Source organism: Citrobacter portucalensis (assembly GCF_023374935.1).
GTDB lineage: Bacteria > Pseudomonadota > Gammaproteobacteria > Enterobacterales > Enterobacteriaceae > Citrobacter > Citrobacter portucalensis.
Map to the genome: position 1 here is coordinate 3900009 of NZ_CP092466.1, position 19658 is coordinate 3919666.

Here is a 19658-nt window from a genome sequence, read left to right on the forward strand (position 1 = left end):
TTATACCGCGTTTGTTAACAGAATGCAAAGTCAACCCTGCACCAGACGCAGATGCCCGCGTCGGGCGCTTAATAGCGGGTGGGGATTAATAATCAGATACAAAAAGGGCCGCCAGCTCATAACGCCTCCGTTGCCATGTTTTATCTAAACTTTGGCAACACAGTTGACTGACGGCGTTAACCCGGAAGTGGGAATCAAATCTCCCCACTCCCACAACCGGATGAATGCTTAAGCACCGCTGGCCGGGATCGGCATCTGCGATTTGCGGCTCATCAGAATAAATACCGCCAGGCCTGCCAGCAAAATGCCCGGCGCAGAAGCCGCCATCACCCCTACCGTTCCGGTACCGAGCGCTAACATTTTCCCTGCCAGCAGCGGACCGCTCATCGCCCCCAGACGCCCGACTGCGACGGCGGTTCCCACGCCTGTAGCGCGGATCTGCGTGCTGTAAAACAGCGGCGCCAGCGCATACAACACACTTTGCCCGCCGGTGGCGAACATCCCCGCCACAAATCCCGCCATTAGCATGCCGCTCAATGACGACACCGTACCCAGCGCCAGCAGTGAAGCCAACATCCCGGTGTAGATCAGCAGCGACATCACCACCGGGCGCAGTTTATCCATTAACGCCCCGAGAATTAACGTGCCGCTGGCCGCGCCAATTTGCAGAGCAAACATTACGCCTGCCGCCTGCGATGGCCGAAAGCCCTGCTCCACCAGCAGCATCGGCAGCCAGTTGATCAGCATATACACCACCAGCAGGGTGAAGAAATAGCACAACCACAGCAGCAGCGTGGCACTCGCCGTCGCTGGCGCAAACAGGGCGCGCAACGGTGCGGCGGCCACCTGCGTTTGTTGGGTATAAACCTGAGATTCCGGCAGCCAGCGCATCAACAGCGGCACCAGCAGCAGCGGGATCACCCCGCCTACCCAGAACACCGTTTGCCAGGCGGAGGCCAGGCCGCTAAACCCGAGCGCTGCCGCCAGCGCCGCGCCAATCGGCACACCGCAGTACATCAGGCTCACCGCCGTACCACGAAAACGCGGGCCCGCCGCCTCGGAAGTCAGCGCGATCAGATTCGGCAACGCCGCGCCCAGCCCGACGCCGGTCATCAGACGGGCAAACACCAGCGATGAGAAATCCCAGGAAATCGCCGTCGCCAGCGAGAACAGGCCGAACAGCGCCACAGAGGCAATGAGAATACGCTTGCGGCCATAGCGGTCGGCCAGCATGCCGCCCACCAGCGCGCCGGGCAGCAGCCCGAGAATGCCCGCACTGAAGATCCAGCCCATCTGCATTTTATCCAGCGCAAACGCGTGGGCGATACCGACGGCAGCGATACCGGCGGCCTGTAAATCCAGCCCTTCCATCAGGGCAACTAAAAAGCAAAGCCCAACGGTCAACGTCAGGCGGTAAGATGCGGGGGTACGGGTCGTCATAAGATGTCCCTCTGAGGTCACGATGCAGGTGAATCGCGGCTGATACGTTGCCAGCCGCGTAATCATTTTTTATTTGCGGTTGCGCAGGTCCAGCGCTACGTCGACGATCATATCTTCCTGGCCGCCCACCATTCGACGTTTGCCCAGTTCCACCAGAATATCTACTGCGCTCAGGCCATAACGTGCTGCCGCCACTTCGCAATGACGCAGAAAACTGGAGTACACCCCGGCATAGCCCAGCGCCAGCGTTTCACGATCCACCCGCACCGGGCGGTCTTGTAGTGGACGCACTAAATCGTCGGCGGCGTCCATCAGTGCGTAGAGATCGGTTCCGTGCTGCCAACCAAGCTTATCCGCAGCGGCGATAAATACCTCCAATGGCGCGTTGCCCGCGCCTGCGCCCATCCCTGCCAGGCTGGCGTCGACACGGTCACACCCCTCTTCTACTGCGGCAATCGAGTTCGCCACCCCGAGACTCAGGTTGTGGTGCGCATGCATTCCGGTTTCTGTTTCCGGCTTCAGCACCGCTTTCAGTGCGCGGAAGCGGGCGCGAATATCGCTCATGTTCATTGCGCCGCCGGAATCGACCACATAAATACAGGTCGCGCCGTAGTTTTCCATCAGCTTCGCCTGCTGTGCCAGGTTCTCCGGTGTGGTCATATGGCTCATCATCAGAAAACCGACGGTATCCATGCCAAGCTCACGCGCATACTGAATATGCTGGGCCGACACGTCCGCTTCGGTGCAATGGGTCGCCACGCGTACTACCCGCGCGCCAGCCTGATACGCATTTTTCAGGTCATGAATAGTGCCGATCCCCGGCAGCAACAGCGTGGCAATTTTGGCATGCTTCACCACGTCCGCCGCCGCTTCAATCCACTCCAGGTCGCTATGCGCACCAAAGCCGTAGTTAAAGCTGGAACCTTGTAAACCGTCGCCGTGGGCCACTTCAATAGAATCAACCCGTGCGTCGTCCAACGCTTTGGCTATCTGGCGCACATTCTCCAGCGAATACTGATGACGAATGGCGTGCATACCGTCGCGCAGGGTCACGTCAGAGATATAGAGTTTTTTACCGTTCATGCTGCTTCTCCTGCCTGACGAGCGAGGGACTGCGCCATCTTCTCAGCGGTCGCTAGCGCGCTGGAGGTCATAATGTCGAGGTTGCCCGCATAGGCAGGTAAATAGTGCGCCGCGCCTTCCACTTCCAGATACACCGCGGTTTTCAGCCCAGAGAACTGGCCGATACCCGGCAGATTCACCGGTTTATCCTCCGGGATGACTTCAAACTGGACACGCTGTTTCAGGCGATAGCCCGGCACGTAGGCCTGCACCGCCGCCGCCATCTCATTAATCGACGCTTCAACTTCAACCTCAGAGGCCGCTTCGCTCAGCACATACACCGTGTCACGCATCATCAGCGGCGGCTCGGCCGGGTTAAGGACAATAATGGCTTTGCCTTTTGCCGCGCCGCCGACCACTTCAATCGCCTTCGAGGTAGTTTCGGTAAACTCGTCGATATTGGCACGGGTACCCGGCCCCGCCGATTTACTGGCGATCGAGGCGATAATCTCGGCGTAATGGACTTTTGCCACGCGAGAAACTGCCGCCACCATCGGGATGGTCGCCTGTCCGCCGCAGGTCACCATATTGACGTTCTGCTGATCAACGTTGGCTGCCAGATTCACCACCGGCACGCAGTAAGGACCGATTGCCGCGGGCGTCAGGTCGATCAGGCGGATGCCAGGTTTAACGGCACGTAGCGCGGCGTCGTTCTTCACATGCGCGCCTGCGCTGGTGGCGTCAAACACGATGTCGATATCGGCGAATTCCGGCTTGGCGATAAGCCCTGTCACCCCTTCATGGGTGGTGGCAACGCCCATGCGTCGAGCACGCGCCAGGCCATCAGATTCTGGATCGATACCGACCATCACAGCCATTTCCAGATGCACGCCGTGACGCAGAATTTTTATCATCAAATCGGTACCGATGTTGCCGGAGCCGATAATGGCGACTTTACGCTTACTCATGACTGACTTCCTTTTGTAACCGCCGCTGAAAAGGTGGCGGCGACTGAACCAATACCGTCGATATGGGCTTCGAAACGATCGCCCGCATTCACCGCCACCATCGGACCTAACGCTCCGGTGAGAATAATGTCTCCGGCACGCAGCGGCTCGCCGAGGCTGGCCATTTTGCGCGCCAGCCAGACGGCGGCGTTGATCGGATGTCCCAGGCATTCGCTGCCGCGCCCGCTGGAGACCTCTTCGTTGTTGCGCGTCATTTTCATCGCGCAGTTTTTCAGATCTAATCCTGCCGGACGCTGTGCCGGACCGCCGACCACATACACGCCACAGGAGGCGTTATCCGCCACGGTATCAACAAATTTGATCGACCAGTCGCGGATACGGCTGCCGACCACTTCCAGCGCGGGAAGTACCCACTCTATGGCGTTGTAAAGCTCGTCAAAAGTGGTGTCGGTATTGGGCAGATCGCGGTTCAGCACCAGCGCAATTTCGGCTTCAATACGCGGTTGCAGAACACGGGAAAACGGGATGGTGTCGTTATCGCCATAGCACATGTCAGCAAACAGCGTGCCGAAATCCGGCTGATCGACACCCAGCTGTTGCTGCACTTTCGGGTGCGTCAGCCCCACTTTGCGCCCGACCACGCGACGGCCGCGCGCCACGTCGTACTGCACGTTGATGCGCTGAATGGCGTAGGCCGCTTCGGCGTTATCCACACCAATCAATTCACGCAGTGGGGCGATGGCTTCCCCTTTTTCTTCAGCCTGACGTAAATCGGCGGCTAGCTGCTCAAGATTACGATTCGTCATGTCCGTTCCTTAAGGGCGTGTGAGGAAATTCAGCACCAGTTGGTTAAAGGCATCCGCATGTTCCCACTGCGCCCAGTGCCCGCAGTCGCGGTAGATGTGCAGTTCAGAACCGGCAATCCCGGAAAGCAGGCGCAGACCGGCATCCATCGGCACAAAGCGGTCATTGCGTCCCCAGACAATCAGGGTCTGGGCTTTGATTTCACCCAGACGCGGGCTGAAATCCGGGAACTGTTTCGGGTTGGCTTCCAGACTCAGGACAAAGTTTTCCAGGTGATCGCGACGCGACAGCATGTTGTTCAAACGCGCTTCGAACAGCGCCTCGGTCAGGTCGCTGGTGTCGAAGACAAAGATCTCCATCATCAGCTTCAGGTTCTCGATGGTCGGCTCACGATACAGCTGATTCAGGCGCTTGATACCTTCGGTCGGCATCGGGGTAAACAGGCTCATGCCGCCCGTTCCGCCGCCCATTAATACCAGTTTGCCCACGCGCTCCGGCCAGCTCAGGGTAAACGCCACAGCACTGTGACCGCCCATCGAGTTACCCAACAGGTGGACTGTTTGAATATCCAATTGATCGACCACGCTTTTCAGGATGCGGGCGTTGAGATCGGATCGCGAACCGCGGTTAACGATCCCATCGCTTTTGCCCCAGCCAGGACAATCCAGCAGGATCACCCGGTATCCGGCCTGTACCAACGGATCGATATTACGGCTGAAGTTTGCCCAGCCCGTCGCGCCAGGACCAGAGCCATGCAACAGCACGACGGTCTCATCGCCCTGCCCACAATCATTGAAATGCACGCGTAGGGTTTCGCCTGCTTCCTGCACCTCCAGAAAACGACTGGTAGCGGCTTCGGTTTGCGGTTGGTAAGTCATGATGTTCTCCTGCATATTCAGTTCTGTTTTAGTTCTGCGTAGTGGCGCTCAGGGAGCCGAATCCGGCGATCCACTCCGGGATCGGGCGGTAATAACGGCCTTCGCTGCGCCAGTTGCCAAAAGCAGAAATAGCGGCGAAGGCGGCAACCCAGGTTTTCACTTCGTGCGTTGATTTGCCCGCCATCGCGGACAGCTCTTCGTTACTGACCGCGTCCAGCTCCTGCAAACGCCCCTGCTCAAGCAGGGACATAAAACGGTTATCCCAGACAGGGTTAAGCGGGTGTAGCGTGTTTTGATCGACCACAAACTTCTCGGCGGCGCTGATCACCCGCTGCTGGCGCAGCTCGCGCTCGTTTTCAGGTAACTGTTTGCCGCTGCCGAGCAGGCGGTCACGCATATGGGCATCAGCCTTCGCCAGCTCCGGTACCGGCGGCTGATGCGACAGACCACCGGAGCCTAAAAACAGCACGCGCTTATTCAGCGAGCTGGCGAAACGGCCAATCGCTTCACCGAGCATGCGGGTACGCTGAAAGCCCGGCAGCGGCGTGGCGACGCCGTTAATAAACACTGGCAGCACCGGCACCTTACCCAGGCCGCCGAGCAAAAACTCCAGCGGCTGCGCGAAGCCATGATCGACCTGCATGTTGTAGGACACGGCGAGATCGATACCGCTTTTCATTACCGCGTGGGCGCAGGCTTCAGCGAGATCTGTCGGCACCGGCAGTTCCCCCGCCGCGCTACCAAAATCGCCGATCGCCGTAGCTCCAACGCCTAAACAGAACGGCGGCATCACGTCGTAGAAAAATCCGTTGTAGTGATCGGGGGCAAACAGCACGACCAGTTCAGGTTCGAACGCCGCAATACGTGCCCGAGCGCTGGCGATCACGCCGTTAACCTCGTCGAGCACAGCCTGTGCCGGGTCGACATAGCCCACCAGCGGCGAGTGGGAAAGACAGTGAAGATAAGCGTGCATATCAGGCAACCTTTTCAACAGGAATGTCGGCAGTAGCGCGAGTGAGCGTCATCACCGACGCCAGTTTATTCAGGGTGCTGCCCAGGGTTTGCGGAATGGCGATGGCGGCCACGAAGCGGTCCGGGCGCATGACTACCAGCGCGGCGTTGTGCTTGGCAAACCACGCGCGCAGGCGGTTTTGCGTATCGCCTATGCGGGTAACGCCGTCGTGGCTATCCTGATCGGTATGTATCTGCGTATCCGGCACGACCTGGATAAAACGCGTCCCCAGCGCCTGCCACTGTTGGATCTGCGCCTCGCTCATGCCCCATAGTGGGTTACAGCCCCAGCCAATCACCGCGAAATTCGGTCCGATGACGTTGTCGAGCAACGTCACTTCGCCCGATTCCAGCGTCACCTTCGGCTGGATAAACATCTTGCCGACCGGTGAAGTTTTCGCGTCGCCTTCACGCACCAGCGCCCCGGCGTGGTACTGCGGCATCGGCTTAAACCGCATTTCAAGGAAGTAGCGTTTGACCGGCGGAATATAGTTCAACAGCCAGGAAACCCCATCGCGTACCGCGCCGTGCCAGCGTTTGGGCGGCGCAAGTACGTTGCCAGCGGTCACGGAGAGGTCGATCATCGCTTTGGCGTGGTCGCGGCGTTCCTGCTGGTAGGTATCCAACAGCGCATCGTCGGCTTTACCGTTAATCACCAGCGCCAGTTTCCATGCCAGGTTGAAAGCATCGCGCATGCCGCTGTTGTATCCCTGACCCTGCCAGACCGGCATAATGTGCGCCGCATCGCCCGCCAGCAGCACGCGGTCAATACGAAAACGTTCGGCCAGACGAGCATTATGGGTATACACGCGCTGGCGGATCAGCTCGACGTTGTCCGGGTTCGGCAGCACTTTGCTCAGTAACTGGCGCATATTCTGCGGCTCGCTAAGCTGCGCTTCGGTTTCCCCCGGCATAACCATAAACTCAAAACGGCGCACCGCGTGCGGCAGCGCGGCAGAGACATACGGGCGCACCGGATCGCAGCATAAATACACATGCGGCGTGCTGAGCGGATCGTTGGCGATATCCACCACAATCCACTGATTCGGCGCGGTTTTACCTTCAAACGACACGTTCAGAGAACGTCTGACGTTGCTGCCGCCGCCGTCGCAGGCCACCAGCCACTGAGCCTTCACAGTTTCACGTTGACCGTCTGGCGCTTTCAGATTTAGCGTCACTTCGCCGTTTTGTTGGCTGAAGGCCTCCAGCTCGCGGGAGAACAGGCAGCGCACGTTGGGAAAACGCGACATCCCTTCCAACATCACCGCGTCCACCTGCGGCTGAATAAACGCATTACGACGCGACCAGCCAAATTCGTCGGTCATCGGCTGGATATCAGCAAAGCAACGGCCTTTTGGGGTGAGAAAGCGCATTGCGTGCCACGGTGTGGTGTGCGGCAAAACGTTCTCGACCAGCCCCACAGACTGCATAGTGCGCAGCGCTTCATCGTCAATGCCGATGGCGCGAGGATAGTCGATCAGCGTGTCGAGCTTCTCCACTACCAACACCTCAATGCCCATCTGCCCAAGATAGTTGGCCATCATCAGCCCTACCGGACCAGCACCGGCAATCGCCACCTGCGCGGTATGCTGCACAGCGGGTTGGATATCCGGGTTTATTGTTGTCATTTCAGAACCTCACGACTCGGACAAAACGCAATTGCGGACCCTGGTGAGGCGCAACTTGTTTTGTTAAAAATATGTGAATAATTTTTTGTTGTGCGGTCAGTATAGAAGCGAGTTTTTGCGCTACAATCAAAACATGCCAGGATGTGCACTAAGTGCACAACGTTGTTTTACCTGTAGATTTGTCAATGAATATGAAAAATGACGAGAGCACTGAGTACAAAACCGTACGCGGATTAACGCGCGGATTAATGTTATTAAATATGTTAAACCGGCTCGATGGTGGGGCCAGTGTTGGCTTGCTTGCTGAGTTAAGCGGCCTGCATCGCACCACGGTCAGACGGCTGCTGGAAACCCTGCAGGATGAGGGTTACGTCCGGCGCAGCCTGTCCGATGACAGCTTTCGCTTAACCATTAAAGTCCGCCAGCTCAGCGAGGGGTTTCGTGACGAGCAGTGGATTTCTGCACTCGCCGCCCCGCTGCTGGGGGATTTGCTGCGCGAGGTCATCTGGCCGACCGACGTTTCCACGCTGGATGTGGACGCGATGGTGGTACGTGAAACCACCCACCGCTTCAGCCGCCTGTCGTTTCACCGGGCGATGGTCGGGCGTCGTTTGCCATTGCTGAAAACCGCATCCGGCCTGACCTGGCTGGCATTTTGCCCGGAGAATGAACGGCAGGAACTGATTGAAATGCTTGCCTCCCGATCGGGAGAAGAGTTCCAGCTTGCGCGCGAACCGCTGAAGCTCAATGCCATTTTGACCCGCGCGCGAAAAGACGGTTTTGGCCAGAACTTTCGCGGTTGGGATCAGGAAGAGAAAATCGCTTCTATCGCCGTCCCCATCCGCAGCGAACAGCGGGTGATCGGCTGCCTGAATTTGGTGTATATGGCCAGCGCCATGACCATCGAACAAGCCGCGGAAAAGCATCTTCCGGCCTTACAAAAGGTGGCGAAACAGATAGAGGACGGCGTCGAATCGCAGGAGATTTTGGTTGCCGGGAGGTGAGATGGATCACAGTTATGCGGATTATCTGATTGATAGCTGGCATAACTCACTAACCGGCCGATAAAACTCTGTGACCTCTTGCCCAAAAAATATCTTCATTACATAGTGTGCATTCGTTTTCTGCCAGGAGGCTGCATGTTAAAGGTCATTGCTGAGGATTTCATCAAACCTGAGTATATTGAAACTGTTCTCCCGTTGTATCGGGAGCTAATATCGGCAACGAAGAAAGAACCGCACTGCATTGCTTACGACCTCTATATTGATGAAAAAGATCCGGGCCATTTTATTTTTATCGAAGAATGGCCAAACCACGCGGCTCTCGATGAACATTGTGCCAGCGAGCATTTCCAGCGACTTGTACCATTAATCGATCAATACACTCGCCAGGAAGCACGTTACATACTGATGGATGACGTGGTAAATCCGGCTGTCTCGTGATAATGAAGAAAGTACTGGGATTACTGTTAATTATGTTTTTGGCAGAATGCTCAACACCAGGAAAGACAGTCTTTTACTTCACTGGTCGCTGAGGGCTTAAAGCCTCTTCGAAAGAGACTTTAAGCTTTGCAACAATGCATCACGCGGATTACAAAGCGGAATCATCACTGTTCCAGCTGTATTATTATTTAGAGTTTATACTCCATTATTACTTTTTCAGATATTAAGCGCATTTTTATGAGGCCATTTTCATCGCGGCACCAATAACTGCCATACACATACTGCTCGCAAGTAAAACAATAAACCAATATATATAATTATTAAACTTTGTAAATAACCAGATAAACCTAAGTAATGACAATGCAGCAATAGAAATAGAAGACACAAACATTGTAAATATATAAATACCTGAAATTATCCATCCTGCTTCTTCGTAAATACTCTTCATTGTAAAAATAAGGATAGATAAGTAAAATGCTGATAAAGCAAGCCCGCTCAGAAAATCATAATAATCGATGTATGTGATGTTTTTATCTTTCTGCGGAAGAGCTATAAACTTTTCAAGTTTCTCATTGTCTACTCGTGACAAAAACCGGTTAATTAGCGGAGTAAACATCACTAAAATCATCACCAAATGAATGAATAGTAAAGAAAGTTTAATTCTGTCATCAACCGATTCATTCTGTGGCCAGATAGATATTATTTCATAATCCATTTTTGCAAGGAGAAAAAAGCAAATGGCCGATGGTACATATTCAGAAGATATAGCTTTCCATATTTTTTTAAAAATCACTTATATTACCCCATTAGTTATATCGGTGAATCACTATTAGTTAACCGTGCTACTAATCTGCAAATAGTTGGCGATCATATTTATTTAATACGGATAATATATACCTATTCAGAAACGGATTGCTACCTACTAATTTTATCACTACATACCTGAATCACGTAAATTACACATATCAAAAAAAAACCGAAACCCGCTCCTGAAAAGAGCAGCGTTCCGGTTTTTATTCAGTCCGAAGGGTTTCAGACTTTAAGCAGTTTCACCGTCGCGTCGATGTCGATTTCATCTTCCGAGAAGATCAGCGTCGTGCCCTGGAAGGTAGTGATGGCCAGCTTTTTCAGCGTGCGCATTTCACCAGGCTTCACGTCTGATTTCGGTCGGATGCTGTTCATCAGCACGCCGACAGACAGCACAGCATTTTCTTTGTCGATACGGGTCTCTACAGGGACTTCTTCGCTGTAGACCAGGAATGACTTGATCGAGGTGAGCTTCAGACGCTCGCCTGCGATATAGATGTACTTGCTGTCTGGTATGACTTTTACCGCGTAGGCAGACAAGCCTTTGTTGTTGGTGGTGGGCTCAAAAGTCACCGCCGCGTCTTTCTTGATCAGCTCAGGATTAGCAACCTTAATCACATGAAAATAGCGGTTGTCGCCGTTTTCATCTTTGATAAATCCAAAGCCTTTATCTTTAAACCACGTTGTGATTGTTCCGTTCATTGCTGTTTCCGCCTGATTAAACCTATTACTCGTAGAGTATACCTACTCAATTTGCGCGCAGTGTAAAACACAGGCCATGTCTTTGGCTACTCGTTACCCCAACGATTGAGGAACTCCGCAATATCATCGATACGCTGAGCGTCGACACCTGCCACGGTAGCCATCTCCTGCTGCGCTTCTTCGCTGATCTCTTCGTTGTTCATCAAACGGGTGATCAGCTGCTGGAAGTAGTGCGCCAGCGCGTCACGTTCTGTGTCGCTCACCGGCTTTGCGGCCTCGGTCGCGTACTCGTCGGCAATATCATAATATTTTAGCGGAATGTCGTTGTTCATCAGTTGCTCCGGGGTAAATGCATGTGCCAGCAGTTGCCTGCCGCGTCTGGTGTGAATGATAGCATTCTTATTTCATGGTTCGCGATCTGTTTTATTGGTCACTATGCATTACATATATCAATAATGTTTTCTGGCACCACTTCGCATTTAATCAACCTTTCCGTATTTAAATAACAGCATTCTTATTCAGCTCGATAAAAACAACTGCGTATTAAATAACGAGCCACCAAGGAAATATTAAATTACTTTAATTCTAATTACATTATCGACATCTGTAATCCGCAGTTGGCCCAATCCCATCGCTAGTCGCCCATTTGCCCGCATTCATCTTCTGGACAACACTCTACGATGACACCACTGACCCAACACGTGGAGCAAACACCATGAACATCACGCAAATCCGTAACGCTACGCAGCACATCACTTTTGGTGGCAAAACCTTTCTGATCGACCCTATGCTGGCGGCAAAAGGTACTTATCCGGGCTTTGCCGGTACGGCACGCGCCGAGATCCGCAACCCGACCGTTGATCTGCCTGTCGATATCGACACCCTGCTCAACGTTGATGCGCTGATCGTGACCCATCTGCATGAAGACCACTGGGATGAAGCCGCGGCTCGTGTCGTGCCGAAAGACAAACCGATTTATGTGCAAAACGATCGCGATGCGCAGGTACTGCGGGAACAAGGTTTCACGCAACTGACCGTACTGACGCAAAACACTGCGCTTGGTGATCTCACCCTGCGTAAAACCGGCGGCCAGCACGGTTCGGATCGCGCTTACGCCGTCCCGCAAATGGCTGAGCGTCTGGGTGATGCCTGCGGAGTTATCTTCCAGCATCCGGCGGAAAAAACGCTGTATCTGGTCGGGGACACCATCTGGCGCGACGAGGTGGAAACCAACATGCGGACTTTCCAGCCAGGCGTGGTCATTCTGAACGCAGGCTTTGCTCACGTTATCGGGTTTGGCCCAATTATCATGGGCGCGGAAGATGTGCTAAAAATCCACTTCACGCTGCCCGAAGCACAAATTGTGGCGACCCACATGGAGGCGATTAACCACTGTCTGCTGACCCGCGCGGCCTTGAAAGAGTACGCCTGCGACAACCAGATTGCGCAATTTGTTAACGTGCCGGAAGATGGCGAAACCCTGACGTTTTAAACTCCACAGAGGACTCGTATGCAACCGCTTAACGTCGCCATTGTTGCCGTGGAAGAATTCAGCCCGTTTCACTTCTCGGTGCCGTGCATTATTTTCAGTGACAAAGTGGCGGCGAAAAAGCGTTTTGAGGTGCAACTGTGCGCCGAACAGCCGGGCATCGTTTCCTCGCAGGATGGCTTCTCCATTCACGCAGCCTACGGCTATGAAGCGGTGGAGGCCGCCGACATCGTGGTGATCCCCTGGTGGGGTACCACGGCACATCGGCCACCACAAAGCCTGCTTGATGCGCTCAATCGTGCGCGACAAAACGGCGCGCAGATTGTTGGGTTATGCCTGGGTGCGTTTGTTCTCGGCTACGCCGGTCTGCTGGATGGCAAACGGGCGGCTACGCACTGGGAGTTCGAGCAGGATTTTCAGGCCCGCTTTCCGGCAGCTCATCTGGATATCAACGCGCTGTACGTGGATGACGACGGTATTATTACCTCGGCAGGCACCGCCGCCGCGCTGGATTGCTGCCTGTACGTCATCCGCCAGCGTTTTGGCAGCACTGTGGCGAATCAGATTGCCCGACGGATGATTGTACCGCCACATCGCGAGGGCGGCCAGGCACAGTTTATCGAGCAACCGGTGGCGAAAAATACCAAAGATCAGCGCATCAACGTCCTGCTCGACTATTTGCGCCAGCATCTCCATGAACCGCATAATCTTGACGAGCTGGCGCAACGGGTGATGATGAGCCGTCGCACCCTCACCCGTCATTTTATGAAGGCCACAGGGTCAAGCGTGGCCGAATGGTTGATTGCCGAGCGCCTGCGCCGTAGCCAGACGTTGCTGGAGTCCAGCCAGTTACCCGTTGAACGCATCGCCGAACAGGTTGGTTTTCAGTCGCCCGTCACCTGGCGCCAGCATTTTAAATCCCACTTTGGCGTTAGCCCGGCTGAATGGCGTAAAACCTTTCGCGGCGATTAGCCTCTTTTTTGCGCCAGCCAGATGGTGTGCCCGGTGCATTGCGGATCTTCCATCACCATCTCGACCACCGCAAAACCGTGTGCTGACAGCAGTGCGCGGTATTCATCCGGCGCGAGGCTGGCGTGAAACAGCGGCTCACCTTCAAATTGCCCCATCGCGATGCCGTTGTCCGTACCGCTGGTAAACATCAGCGCACTACCGGGATGGCTGAGGCGGTCAAAAATCGGGAACATCTTTTGCTGGTCCTGCTGAGTTAAATGGAAAAAGCTGTCCCAGGCGATCAGTCCATCAAAAGTCTCATTGAGTGCCAACTCGCGCATATCCTGTTCCAGCCAGCGCTGTGCGGGAAAAGTGTTTCGGGCCCGCGTCAGCATCGCCGGGGAACCATCAACGCCGGTAAGCTGAAAACCTTGCTGGATAAAATAACCGGCGATCGGCTGACCGTTGCCGCAGCCAATATCCACAATGCTGCCCTGCCCGCCCATCACGGAAATAAATTTATCGAGCCAGCTTTTCTCGAACAAGGTGCGCGAGCGCTGGCTGGCAAAAGCATCCGCATGGCGTCGGTAGATGGACAGAATATTTTTTGCCGCAGAATCGCTCACAATGTCCTCACTTTTTTCTTCTGTTAGGTATAACGCCGATAAATCCTTCAGCACGCTATCCTCAAACCCTGGAATGCGCCTCGCAGAACCCATGCGCAAATACCCCAAAACCGTCCCGCTGTGGCATCATAGCGCACAGATAACGTCATTACAGGGGTGATAAACGTGAAACCGGTAACGCTATACGATGTGGCAGACCATGCAGGTGTCTCTTACCAGACCGTCTCTCGCGTCGTGAACCAGGCCAGCCACGTTTCCGCAAAAACCCGACAGAAAGTTGAGGCCGCGATGGCGGAACTCAATTACATCCCTAACCGCGTTGCACAGCAGCTGGCTGGCAAACAGACGCCACTGATTGGCGTTGTGACGGCAAACCTAGCTCTGCATGCCCCCTCACAAATCGTTGCTGCCATAAAATCCCGCGCCGACCAGTCCGGTGCCAGCGTGGTGATCGCCATGGTCGAGCGCAGCGGCGTTGAGTCCTGTAAAGCCGCGGTCCACAATCTGCTTTCTCAACGCGTAACCGGGCTTATCATCAACTATCCGCTGGATGAAGAAGATGCCATTGCCGTGGCCGCTGCCTGCGGTACGGTGCCGGTGCTGTTTCTCGATGTCTCTGACCTGACGCCAATTAACAGCGTGATTTTCTCTCATGACGACGGCGCGCGCCTTGGCGTTGAACATCTGGTGCAGCACGGACATCAACGGATCGCCCTGCTGAGCGGGCCGCACACTTCCGTTTCGGCAAGGCTTCGGCATGCAGGCTGGCACAAATATCTGGCACATTACCAGCTACAACCCGTTGTGGAGCTGGAAGGCGACTGGAGCGCGATGTCTGGTTTTCAGCAAACGATGCACATGCTGAATAACGGTAACCTCCCTACCGCCATGCTGGTCGCTAACGATCAAATGGCGCTGGGCGCGATGCGGGCAATCAGCGAGTTCGGTCTGCGGGTTGCAGTGGATATATCGGTAATTGGCTACGATGACACCGAAGACAGCGCATGTTACATCCCACCGCTGACCACCATCAGGCAGGATTTTCCGTTGCTGGGTGAAACCAGCGTCGACAGGCTATTGCAACTCCCCCGTGGCGGCTCCAGCGTGGGTAACCAACTGCTTCCCGTCACCCTGGTCAAGCGCAAAACGGTTCTGCCTCCCGATACGCAAACCACCACTCCCCAGGCGCTGGCTGATTCACTGATCCAGCTGGCGCGGCAAGTTTCTCAGCTCACCCCCAAATTGTGAACGCATAACAATTGTGTGAGTCAGTTCACTTATTGAACGCCCCATCCTTTACATCAAGGAGCGCTTGTTCGTATTTTGATTGAAATTGTGAGCGAGTAACAAATTCAAACAGGATACCGTTATGAACCTGAACACAGATTCACTCTCCGCTGTTCTGGCCCGCCGCGACTGGGAAAATCCCGGCGTCACGCAGCTCAACCGGCTGGAAGCACATCCGCCGTTCTGTAGCTGGCGCTCAGCGGATGATGCACGTACCAATCAGCGTTCGAGTCAGTTACGCTCGCTGAATGGCCAGTGGCAATTTGCCTGGTTTGCCGCGCCGGAGGCTGTCCCAGAAAGCTGGCTGACAAACGTTCTGCCACAGGCAGACATCATCAACGTCCCCTCTAACTGGCAGATGGCCGGTTATGATGCGCCAATTTATACCAACGTCACCTACCCAATCCCGGTGAATCCCCCGTACGTTCCGGCACAGAACCCGACAGGATGTTACTCGCTCACATTTAATATTGAAGACGCGTGGTTAGAGGAAGGTCAGACGCGCATTATTTTTGACGGCGTGAACTCCGCGTTTCATCTGTGGTGCAACGGTCGCTGGGTCGGCTACGGTCAGGATAGCCGTCTGCCGTCTGAATTTGATCTTAGCGATTATCTGCTGCGCGGCGAAAACCGTCTGGCTGTGATGGTGCTGCGCTGGAGCGACGGCAGCTATCTGGAAGACCAGGACATGTGGCGCATGAGCGGTATTTTTCGCGATGTCTCCCTGCGGCATAAGCCCACTACGCAAATCCGCGACCTGCGTATTAATACCCGTTTTAATGACGACTTCAGCCGCGCCACGCTGGAAGCGGAAGTCAGAGTGGGTGGCAACGAGAGCGAAGATTTACGCGTCACCCTGCAATTGTGGGAAGGTGAAACGCTCACCCACGAAACGACCTCGCCGCTCGGCAGTGAGATAATTGATGAACGCGGCGCTTATCATGACCGGGTGACTCTGCGTCTGAACGTCGAAAAACCGGCGCTATGGAGTGCCGAAACGCCCAATCTGTACCGCGCCGTTGTGCAGTTACACACCGCAGGCGGAGTACTGATTGAAGCGGAAGCCTGTGATGTTGGTTTTCGTCAGGTTTGTATCGAAAACGGCCTGTTGCTGTTAAACGGCAAGCCGCTGTTGATTCGCGGTACCAACCGCCATGAGCACCATCCGGTCAACGGCCAGGTGATGGATGAGGCGACGATGGTGCAGGACATCATCCTGATGAAGCAGAATAACTTCAACGCCGTGCGCTGTTCCCATTACCCGAACCATCCGCAGTGGTACACCCTGTGCGATCGTTACGGCCTGTATGTAGTCGACGAAGCCAACATTGAAACCCACGGCATGGTGCCGATGAATCGCCTCACCGACGATCCCGCATGGTTGCCTGCCATGAGCCAACGCGTCACGCGCATGGTGCAGCGCGATCGCAACCACCCGAGCATTATTATCTGGTCACTGGGCAATGAATCCGGCCATGGCGTCAATCACGACGCGCTCTACCGCTGGATAAAATCAGAAGACCCGTCACGTCCGGTGCAGTACGAGGGCGGTGGAGCTGATACTGCCGCCACCGACATTATTTGCCCGATGTACGCCCGCGTCGATCAGGATCAGCCCTTCCCCGCAGTACCCAAATGGTCGATTAAAAAGTGGCTGTCGATGCCCGGCGAACAGCGTCCGCTGATCCTTTGTGAATACGCCCACGCTATGGGCAACAGCTTTGGCGGCTTCGCCAAATACTGGCAAGCGTTCCGTCAGTATCCGCGCCTGCAGGGCGGATTTGTCTGGGACTGGGTGGATCAGTCACTGACCAAATATGATGAGAACGGCAAAGCATGGTCAGCCTACGGTGGCGATTTTGGCGACACGCCTAACGATCGTCAGTTTTGCATGAACGGGCTGGTGTTCGCCGATCGCACTCCGCATCCGGCGTTATATGAGGCCAAACATGAACAGCAGTTTTTCCAGTTCACGTTACTGCCGGGCGCTGAACGCCAGATTGAAGTGACCAGCGAATATCTGTTCCGCCGCAGCGATAACGAAGTTCTGCACTGGTCGATTGCCCTGGACGGCAACCCGCTGGCCGCCGGAGAAATCGTTCTGGATATCGCCCCACAGGGCCGCCAGGTGATTACCCTGCCGAACGTTCCGATGCCGGACACCGCAGGTGAACTGTGGTTGACGGTGAGCGTAGAGCAGCCTCAGGCGACCGCATGGTCAGAAGCCGGGCATATCAGCGCCTGGCAACAGTGGAAGCTGGAAGAGAAGCTCAGCCTGGTACGTCCATCACACGGCAGCAGCGCACCACAGCTGGATGTTAGTGAGAGCAATTTTACCGTGGTGGCCAACAACACACGCTGGCAATTCGATCGTCAGTCCGGCCTGCTAACACAATACTGGATTAGCGATGAAGCCCAGTTGGTAAGCCCGCTTACTGACCAGTTCACCCGCGCGCCGCTGGACAACGACATCGGCGTGAGCGAGTCAACCCGCATCGACCCTAACGCCTGGGTTGAACGCTGGAAGGCCGCCGGTCACTATCAGGCTGAAGCAACGTTACTGCACTGTGCTGCCGATACGCTGAGCAGTGCGGCACTGATCACCACCGAACATGCGTGGCAGTATCGGGGCGAAACGCTGTTCGTCAGCCGAAAAAGCTATCGTATTGACGGCAATGGTGAAATGCAGATAACGGTGGATGTCGACGTTGCCAGCGGTACGCCGCATCCGGCCCGCATCGGCCTGAGCTGCCAGCTGGCGCAGGTTGCGGAGCGAGTGAACTGGTTAGGTCTTGGCCCGCATGAGAACTACCCGGACCGTCTGGGCGCCGCCTGTTTCGATCGCTGGGATCTGTCGCTTGATGAGATGTACACACCGTATGTTTTCCCGAGCGAAAACGGTCTGCGCTGCGGCACGCGCGAACTGTACTACGGTGCGCACCAGTGGCGCGGAGACTTCCAGTTCAACATCAGCCGCTTTAGCCAGCAGCAACTGATGGAAACCAGCCACCGCCATCTGCTGCAACCTGAGGCAGGCACCTGGCTCAATATTGATGGCTTCCATATGGGCGTCGGCGGCGATGATTCGTGGAGTCCTTCCGTGTCGCCGGAATTCCAGCTGAGCGCCGGACGCTACCACTTCCAGTTCGTCTGGGGCCAAAAATAATAATATAAGCAGGGCAGGTTGATACCTGCCCGCATTTATAGGAAGTCTGTTATGTATTATTTAAAAAACACTAACTTTTGGATGTTCGGCTTTTTCTTCTTCTTTTACTTTTTTATTATGGGTGCGTATTTCCCCTTCTTCCCTATCTGGTTACACGATGTAAACCATATCAGTAAAGGCGATACCGGCATCATCTTCGCCTGTATCTCACTGTTTTCTTTGTTATTCCAACCAATTTTCGGACTGCTGTCCGATAAGCTTGGCCTGCGTAAACATCTGCTGTGGGTAATTACCGGCATGCTGGTAATGTTTGCCCCGTTCTTTATTTACGTATTTGGCCCATTATTGCAGGTTAATATTTTACTGGGTTCAATTGTCGGCGGGATTTACCTTGGCTTTATTTACAATGCCGGCGCCCCAGCGATTGAAGCCTATATTGAAAAAGCCAGCCGCAGAAGTAACTTTGAATTTGGTCGCGCGCGCATGTTTGGCTGCGTGGGCTGGGCGCTGTGCGCCTCGATTGCCGGAATTATGTTCACCATCAATAACCAATTCGTCTTCTGGTTAGGCTCTGGCTGTGCGGTCATTCTGGCATTGCTGCTGTTATTTTCAAAAACAGATGCCCCCTCTTCTGCAAAAGTCGCGGATGCGGTAGGCGCCAATAACTCGGCATTCAGCCTGAAGCTGGCGCTGGAGTTATTTAAACAACCGAAACTTTGGTTCCTCTCCCTGTATGTGGTCGGCGTTTCCTGTACTTACGATGTGTTTGACCAGCAGTTCGCCAACTTCTTTACCTCATTCTTTGCCACCGGCGAACAGGGTACCCGCGTGTTTGGCTACGTCACGACGATGGGAGAATTACTCAACGCCTCTATCATGTTCTTTGCACCGCTGATTGTGAACCGCATTGGCGGAAAGAACGCCCTGCTGCTGGCCGGTACGATTATGTCGGTAAGGATTATTGGCTCGTCATTCGCCACCACTGCACTGGAGGTCGTTATTCTCAAAACGCTGCATATGTTTGAGATACCGTTCCTGATCGTCGGCTGCTTCAAATACATCACCAGCCAGTTCGAAGTACGTTTCTCGGCCACGATTTATCTGGTGTGTTTCTGTTTCTTCAAACAGTTAGCCATGATTTTCATGTCAGTTCTGGCCGGGAAAATGTATGAGAGTATTGGTTTCCAGGGAGCTTATCTGGTGCTGGGGATTATTGCGCTGAGCTTCACGCTGATTTCCGTATTTACCCTTAGCGGTCCGGGGCCGTTTTCCCTGCGGCGTCGTCGCGAAAGCGTCGCGCTGTAAAAGCCTCTTTGCCGGATGCACCACTCACGTGGTTTATCCGGCCTACGATACTAAAAGGCCCGGTAAGCATTGCGCCACCGGGCATCACACGA

General features: G+C 54.7%; 18 protein-coding genes. 7 read left to right on the plus strand and 11 right to left on the minus strand.

From position 1 onward, the window contains the following. Nucleotides 1-228: 228 nt before the first annotated feature. From mhpT to LY264_RS18965, 7 genes are all read right to left on the minus strand, one after another. Complete coding sequence (gene mhpT / locus LY264_RS18935) at nt 229-1440, minus strand: 3-(3-hydroxy-phenyl)propionate transporter MhpT (protein WP_020996588.1); 1212 nt, start codon at nt 1438-1440, stop codon at nt 229-231. Nucleotides 1441-1509: 69 nt separating this feature from the next. Further along, nucleotides 1510-2523, minus strand: a complete 1014-nt coding sequence (gene mhpE, locus LY264_RS18940) for a 4-hydroxy-2-oxovalerate aldolase (RefSeq protein ID WP_001013515.1) — start codon at nt 2521-2523, stop codon at nt 1510-1512. Further along, complete coding sequence (gene mhpF / locus LY264_RS18945; RefSeq protein WP_071692498.1) at nt 2520-3470, minus strand: acetaldehyde dehydrogenase; 951 nt, start codon at nt 3468-3470, stop codon at nt 2520-2522. Before mhpF ends, mhpE begins: the two co-directional genes overlap by 4 nt. Continuing rightward, nucleotides 3467-4276 carry a 2-keto-4-pentenoate hydratase gene (mhpD, locus tag LY264_RS18950; RefSeq protein WP_048226352.1) on the minus strand — a complete coding sequence of 270 codons (810 nt, stop codon included), beginning with the start codon at nt 4274-4276 and terminating at the stop codon, nt 3467-3469. The genes mhpF and mhpD overlap by 4 nt, the downstream gene beginning before the upstream one ends. Nucleotides 4277-4285: 9 nt before the next feature. Next, nucleotides 4286-5152: a 2-hydroxy-6-oxonona-2,4-dienedioate hydrolase gene (gene mhpC / locus LY264_RS18955; protein WP_048226354.1), complete on the minus strand. Its 867-nt coding sequence runs from the start codon at nt 5150-5152 to the stop codon at nt 4286-4288. Between the two features lie 28 nt (nt 5153-5180). After that, nucleotides 5181-6125: a 2,3-dihydroxyphenylpropionate/2,3-dihydroxicinnamic acid 1,2-dioxygenase gene (mhpB, locus tag LY264_RS18960; protein WP_048226357.1), complete on the minus strand. Its 945-nt coding sequence runs from the start codon at nt 6123-6125 to the stop codon at nt 5181-5183. A 1-nt stretch (nt 6126) separates the two neighbouring features. After that, the gene (locus LY264_RS18965; RefSeq protein WP_048226359.1) at nt 6127-7791 is read right to left on the minus strand and encodes a bifunctional 3-(3-hydroxy-phenyl)propionate/3-hydroxycinnamic acid hydroxylase; all 1665 of its coding nucleotides are present in this window, start codon (nt 7789-7791) and stop codon (nt 6127-6129) included. A 191-nt stretch (nt 7792-7982) separates the two neighbouring features. Between LY264_RS18965 and LY264_RS18970 the strand changes: the two genes are divergently transcribed. Both LY264_RS18970 and LY264_RS18975 read left to right on the plus strand, forming a co-directional pair. After that, a complete protein-coding gene (locus LY264_RS18970) occupies nt 7983-8795 on the plus strand; it encodes a DNA-binding transcriptional regulator (protein WP_048226474.1) in 813 nt (270 codons plus the stop codon). Nucleotides 8796-8930: 135 nt separating this feature from the next. Next, the gene (locus tag LY264_RS18975; protein ID WP_003830918.1) at nt 8931-9233 is read left to right on the plus strand and encodes a putative quinol monooxygenase; all 303 of its coding nucleotides are present in this window, start codon (nt 8931-8933) and stop codon (nt 9231-9233) included. Between the two features lie 235 nt (nt 9234-9468). Here LY264_RS18975 and LY264_RS18980 read toward each other — a convergent pair whose 3' ends face one another. From LY264_RS18980 to LY264_RS18990, 3 genes are all read right to left on the minus strand, one after another. Further along, the gene (locus LY264_RS18980) at nt 9469-10026 is read right to left on the minus strand and encodes a hypothetical protein (protein ID WP_230319988.1); all 558 of its coding nucleotides are present in this window, start codon (nt 10024-10026) and stop codon (nt 9469-9471) included. A 239-nt stretch (nt 10027-10265) separates the two neighbouring features. Next, nucleotides 10266-10742: a cold-shock protein gene (locus LY264_RS18985; RefSeq protein ID WP_003830914.1), complete on the minus strand. Its 477-nt coding sequence runs from the start codon at nt 10740-10742 to the stop codon at nt 10266-10268. A gap of 86 nt (nt 10743-10828) precedes the next feature. Beyond that, a complete protein-coding gene (locus LY264_RS18990; protein WP_003021350.1) occupies nt 10829-11074 on the minus strand; it encodes a YmjA family protein in 246 nt (81 codons plus the stop codon). A 383-nt stretch (nt 11075-11457) separates the two neighbouring features. On the opposite strand from LY264_RS18990, the gene LY264_RS18995 reads away from it, so the two are divergent. Further along, on the plus strand, nt 11458-12234 hold the full coding sequence (locus tag LY264_RS18995; RefSeq protein WP_048226361.1) for an MBL fold metallo-hydrolase: 777 nt from the start codon (nt 11458-11460) through the stop codon (nt 12232-12234). An 18-nt stretch (nt 12235-12252) separates the two neighbouring features. Beyond that, entirely contained in the window at nt 12253-13203 is a 951-nt protein-coding gene (locus LY264_RS19000) for a GlxA family transcriptional regulator (protein ID WP_048226363.1), read from the plus strand. Here LY264_RS19000 and LY264_RS19005 read toward each other — a convergent pair. Further along, nucleotides 13200-13808 carry a class I SAM-dependent DNA methyltransferase gene (locus LY264_RS19005; protein WP_231912267.1) on the minus strand — a complete coding sequence of 203 codons (609 nt, stop codon included), beginning with the start codon at nt 13806-13808 and terminating at the stop codon, nt 13200-13202. The two genes, LY264_RS19000 and LY264_RS19005, sit on opposite strands and share 4 nt — an antisense overlap. 165 nt (nt 13809-13973) lie before the next feature. Here LY264_RS19005 and LY264_RS19010 point away from each other — a divergent pair, with 165 nt between their 5' ends. The 3 genes from LY264_RS19010 (at nt 13974) to LY264_RS19020 (ending at nt 19566) form a co-directional block, all read left to right on the plus strand. Further along, nucleotides 13974-15056: a LacI family DNA-binding transcriptional regulator gene (locus tag LY264_RS19010; protein WP_020996590.1), complete on the plus strand. Its 1083-nt coding sequence runs from the start codon at nt 13974-13976 to the stop codon at nt 15054-15056. 121 nt (nt 15057-15177) lie between these two features. Further along, complete coding sequence (locus LY264_RS19015; RefSeq protein ID WP_048226365.1) at nt 15178-18261, plus strand: beta-galactosidase; 3084 nt, start codon at nt 15178-15180, stop codon at nt 18259-18261. A gap of 51 nt (nt 18262-18312) precedes the next feature. Next, complete coding sequence (locus LY264_RS19020) at nt 18313-19566, plus strand: MFS transporter (protein WP_048226366.1); 1254 nt, start codon at nt 18313-18315, stop codon at nt 19564-19566. The last annotated feature ends 92 nt before the right edge of the window (nt 19567-19658 follow it).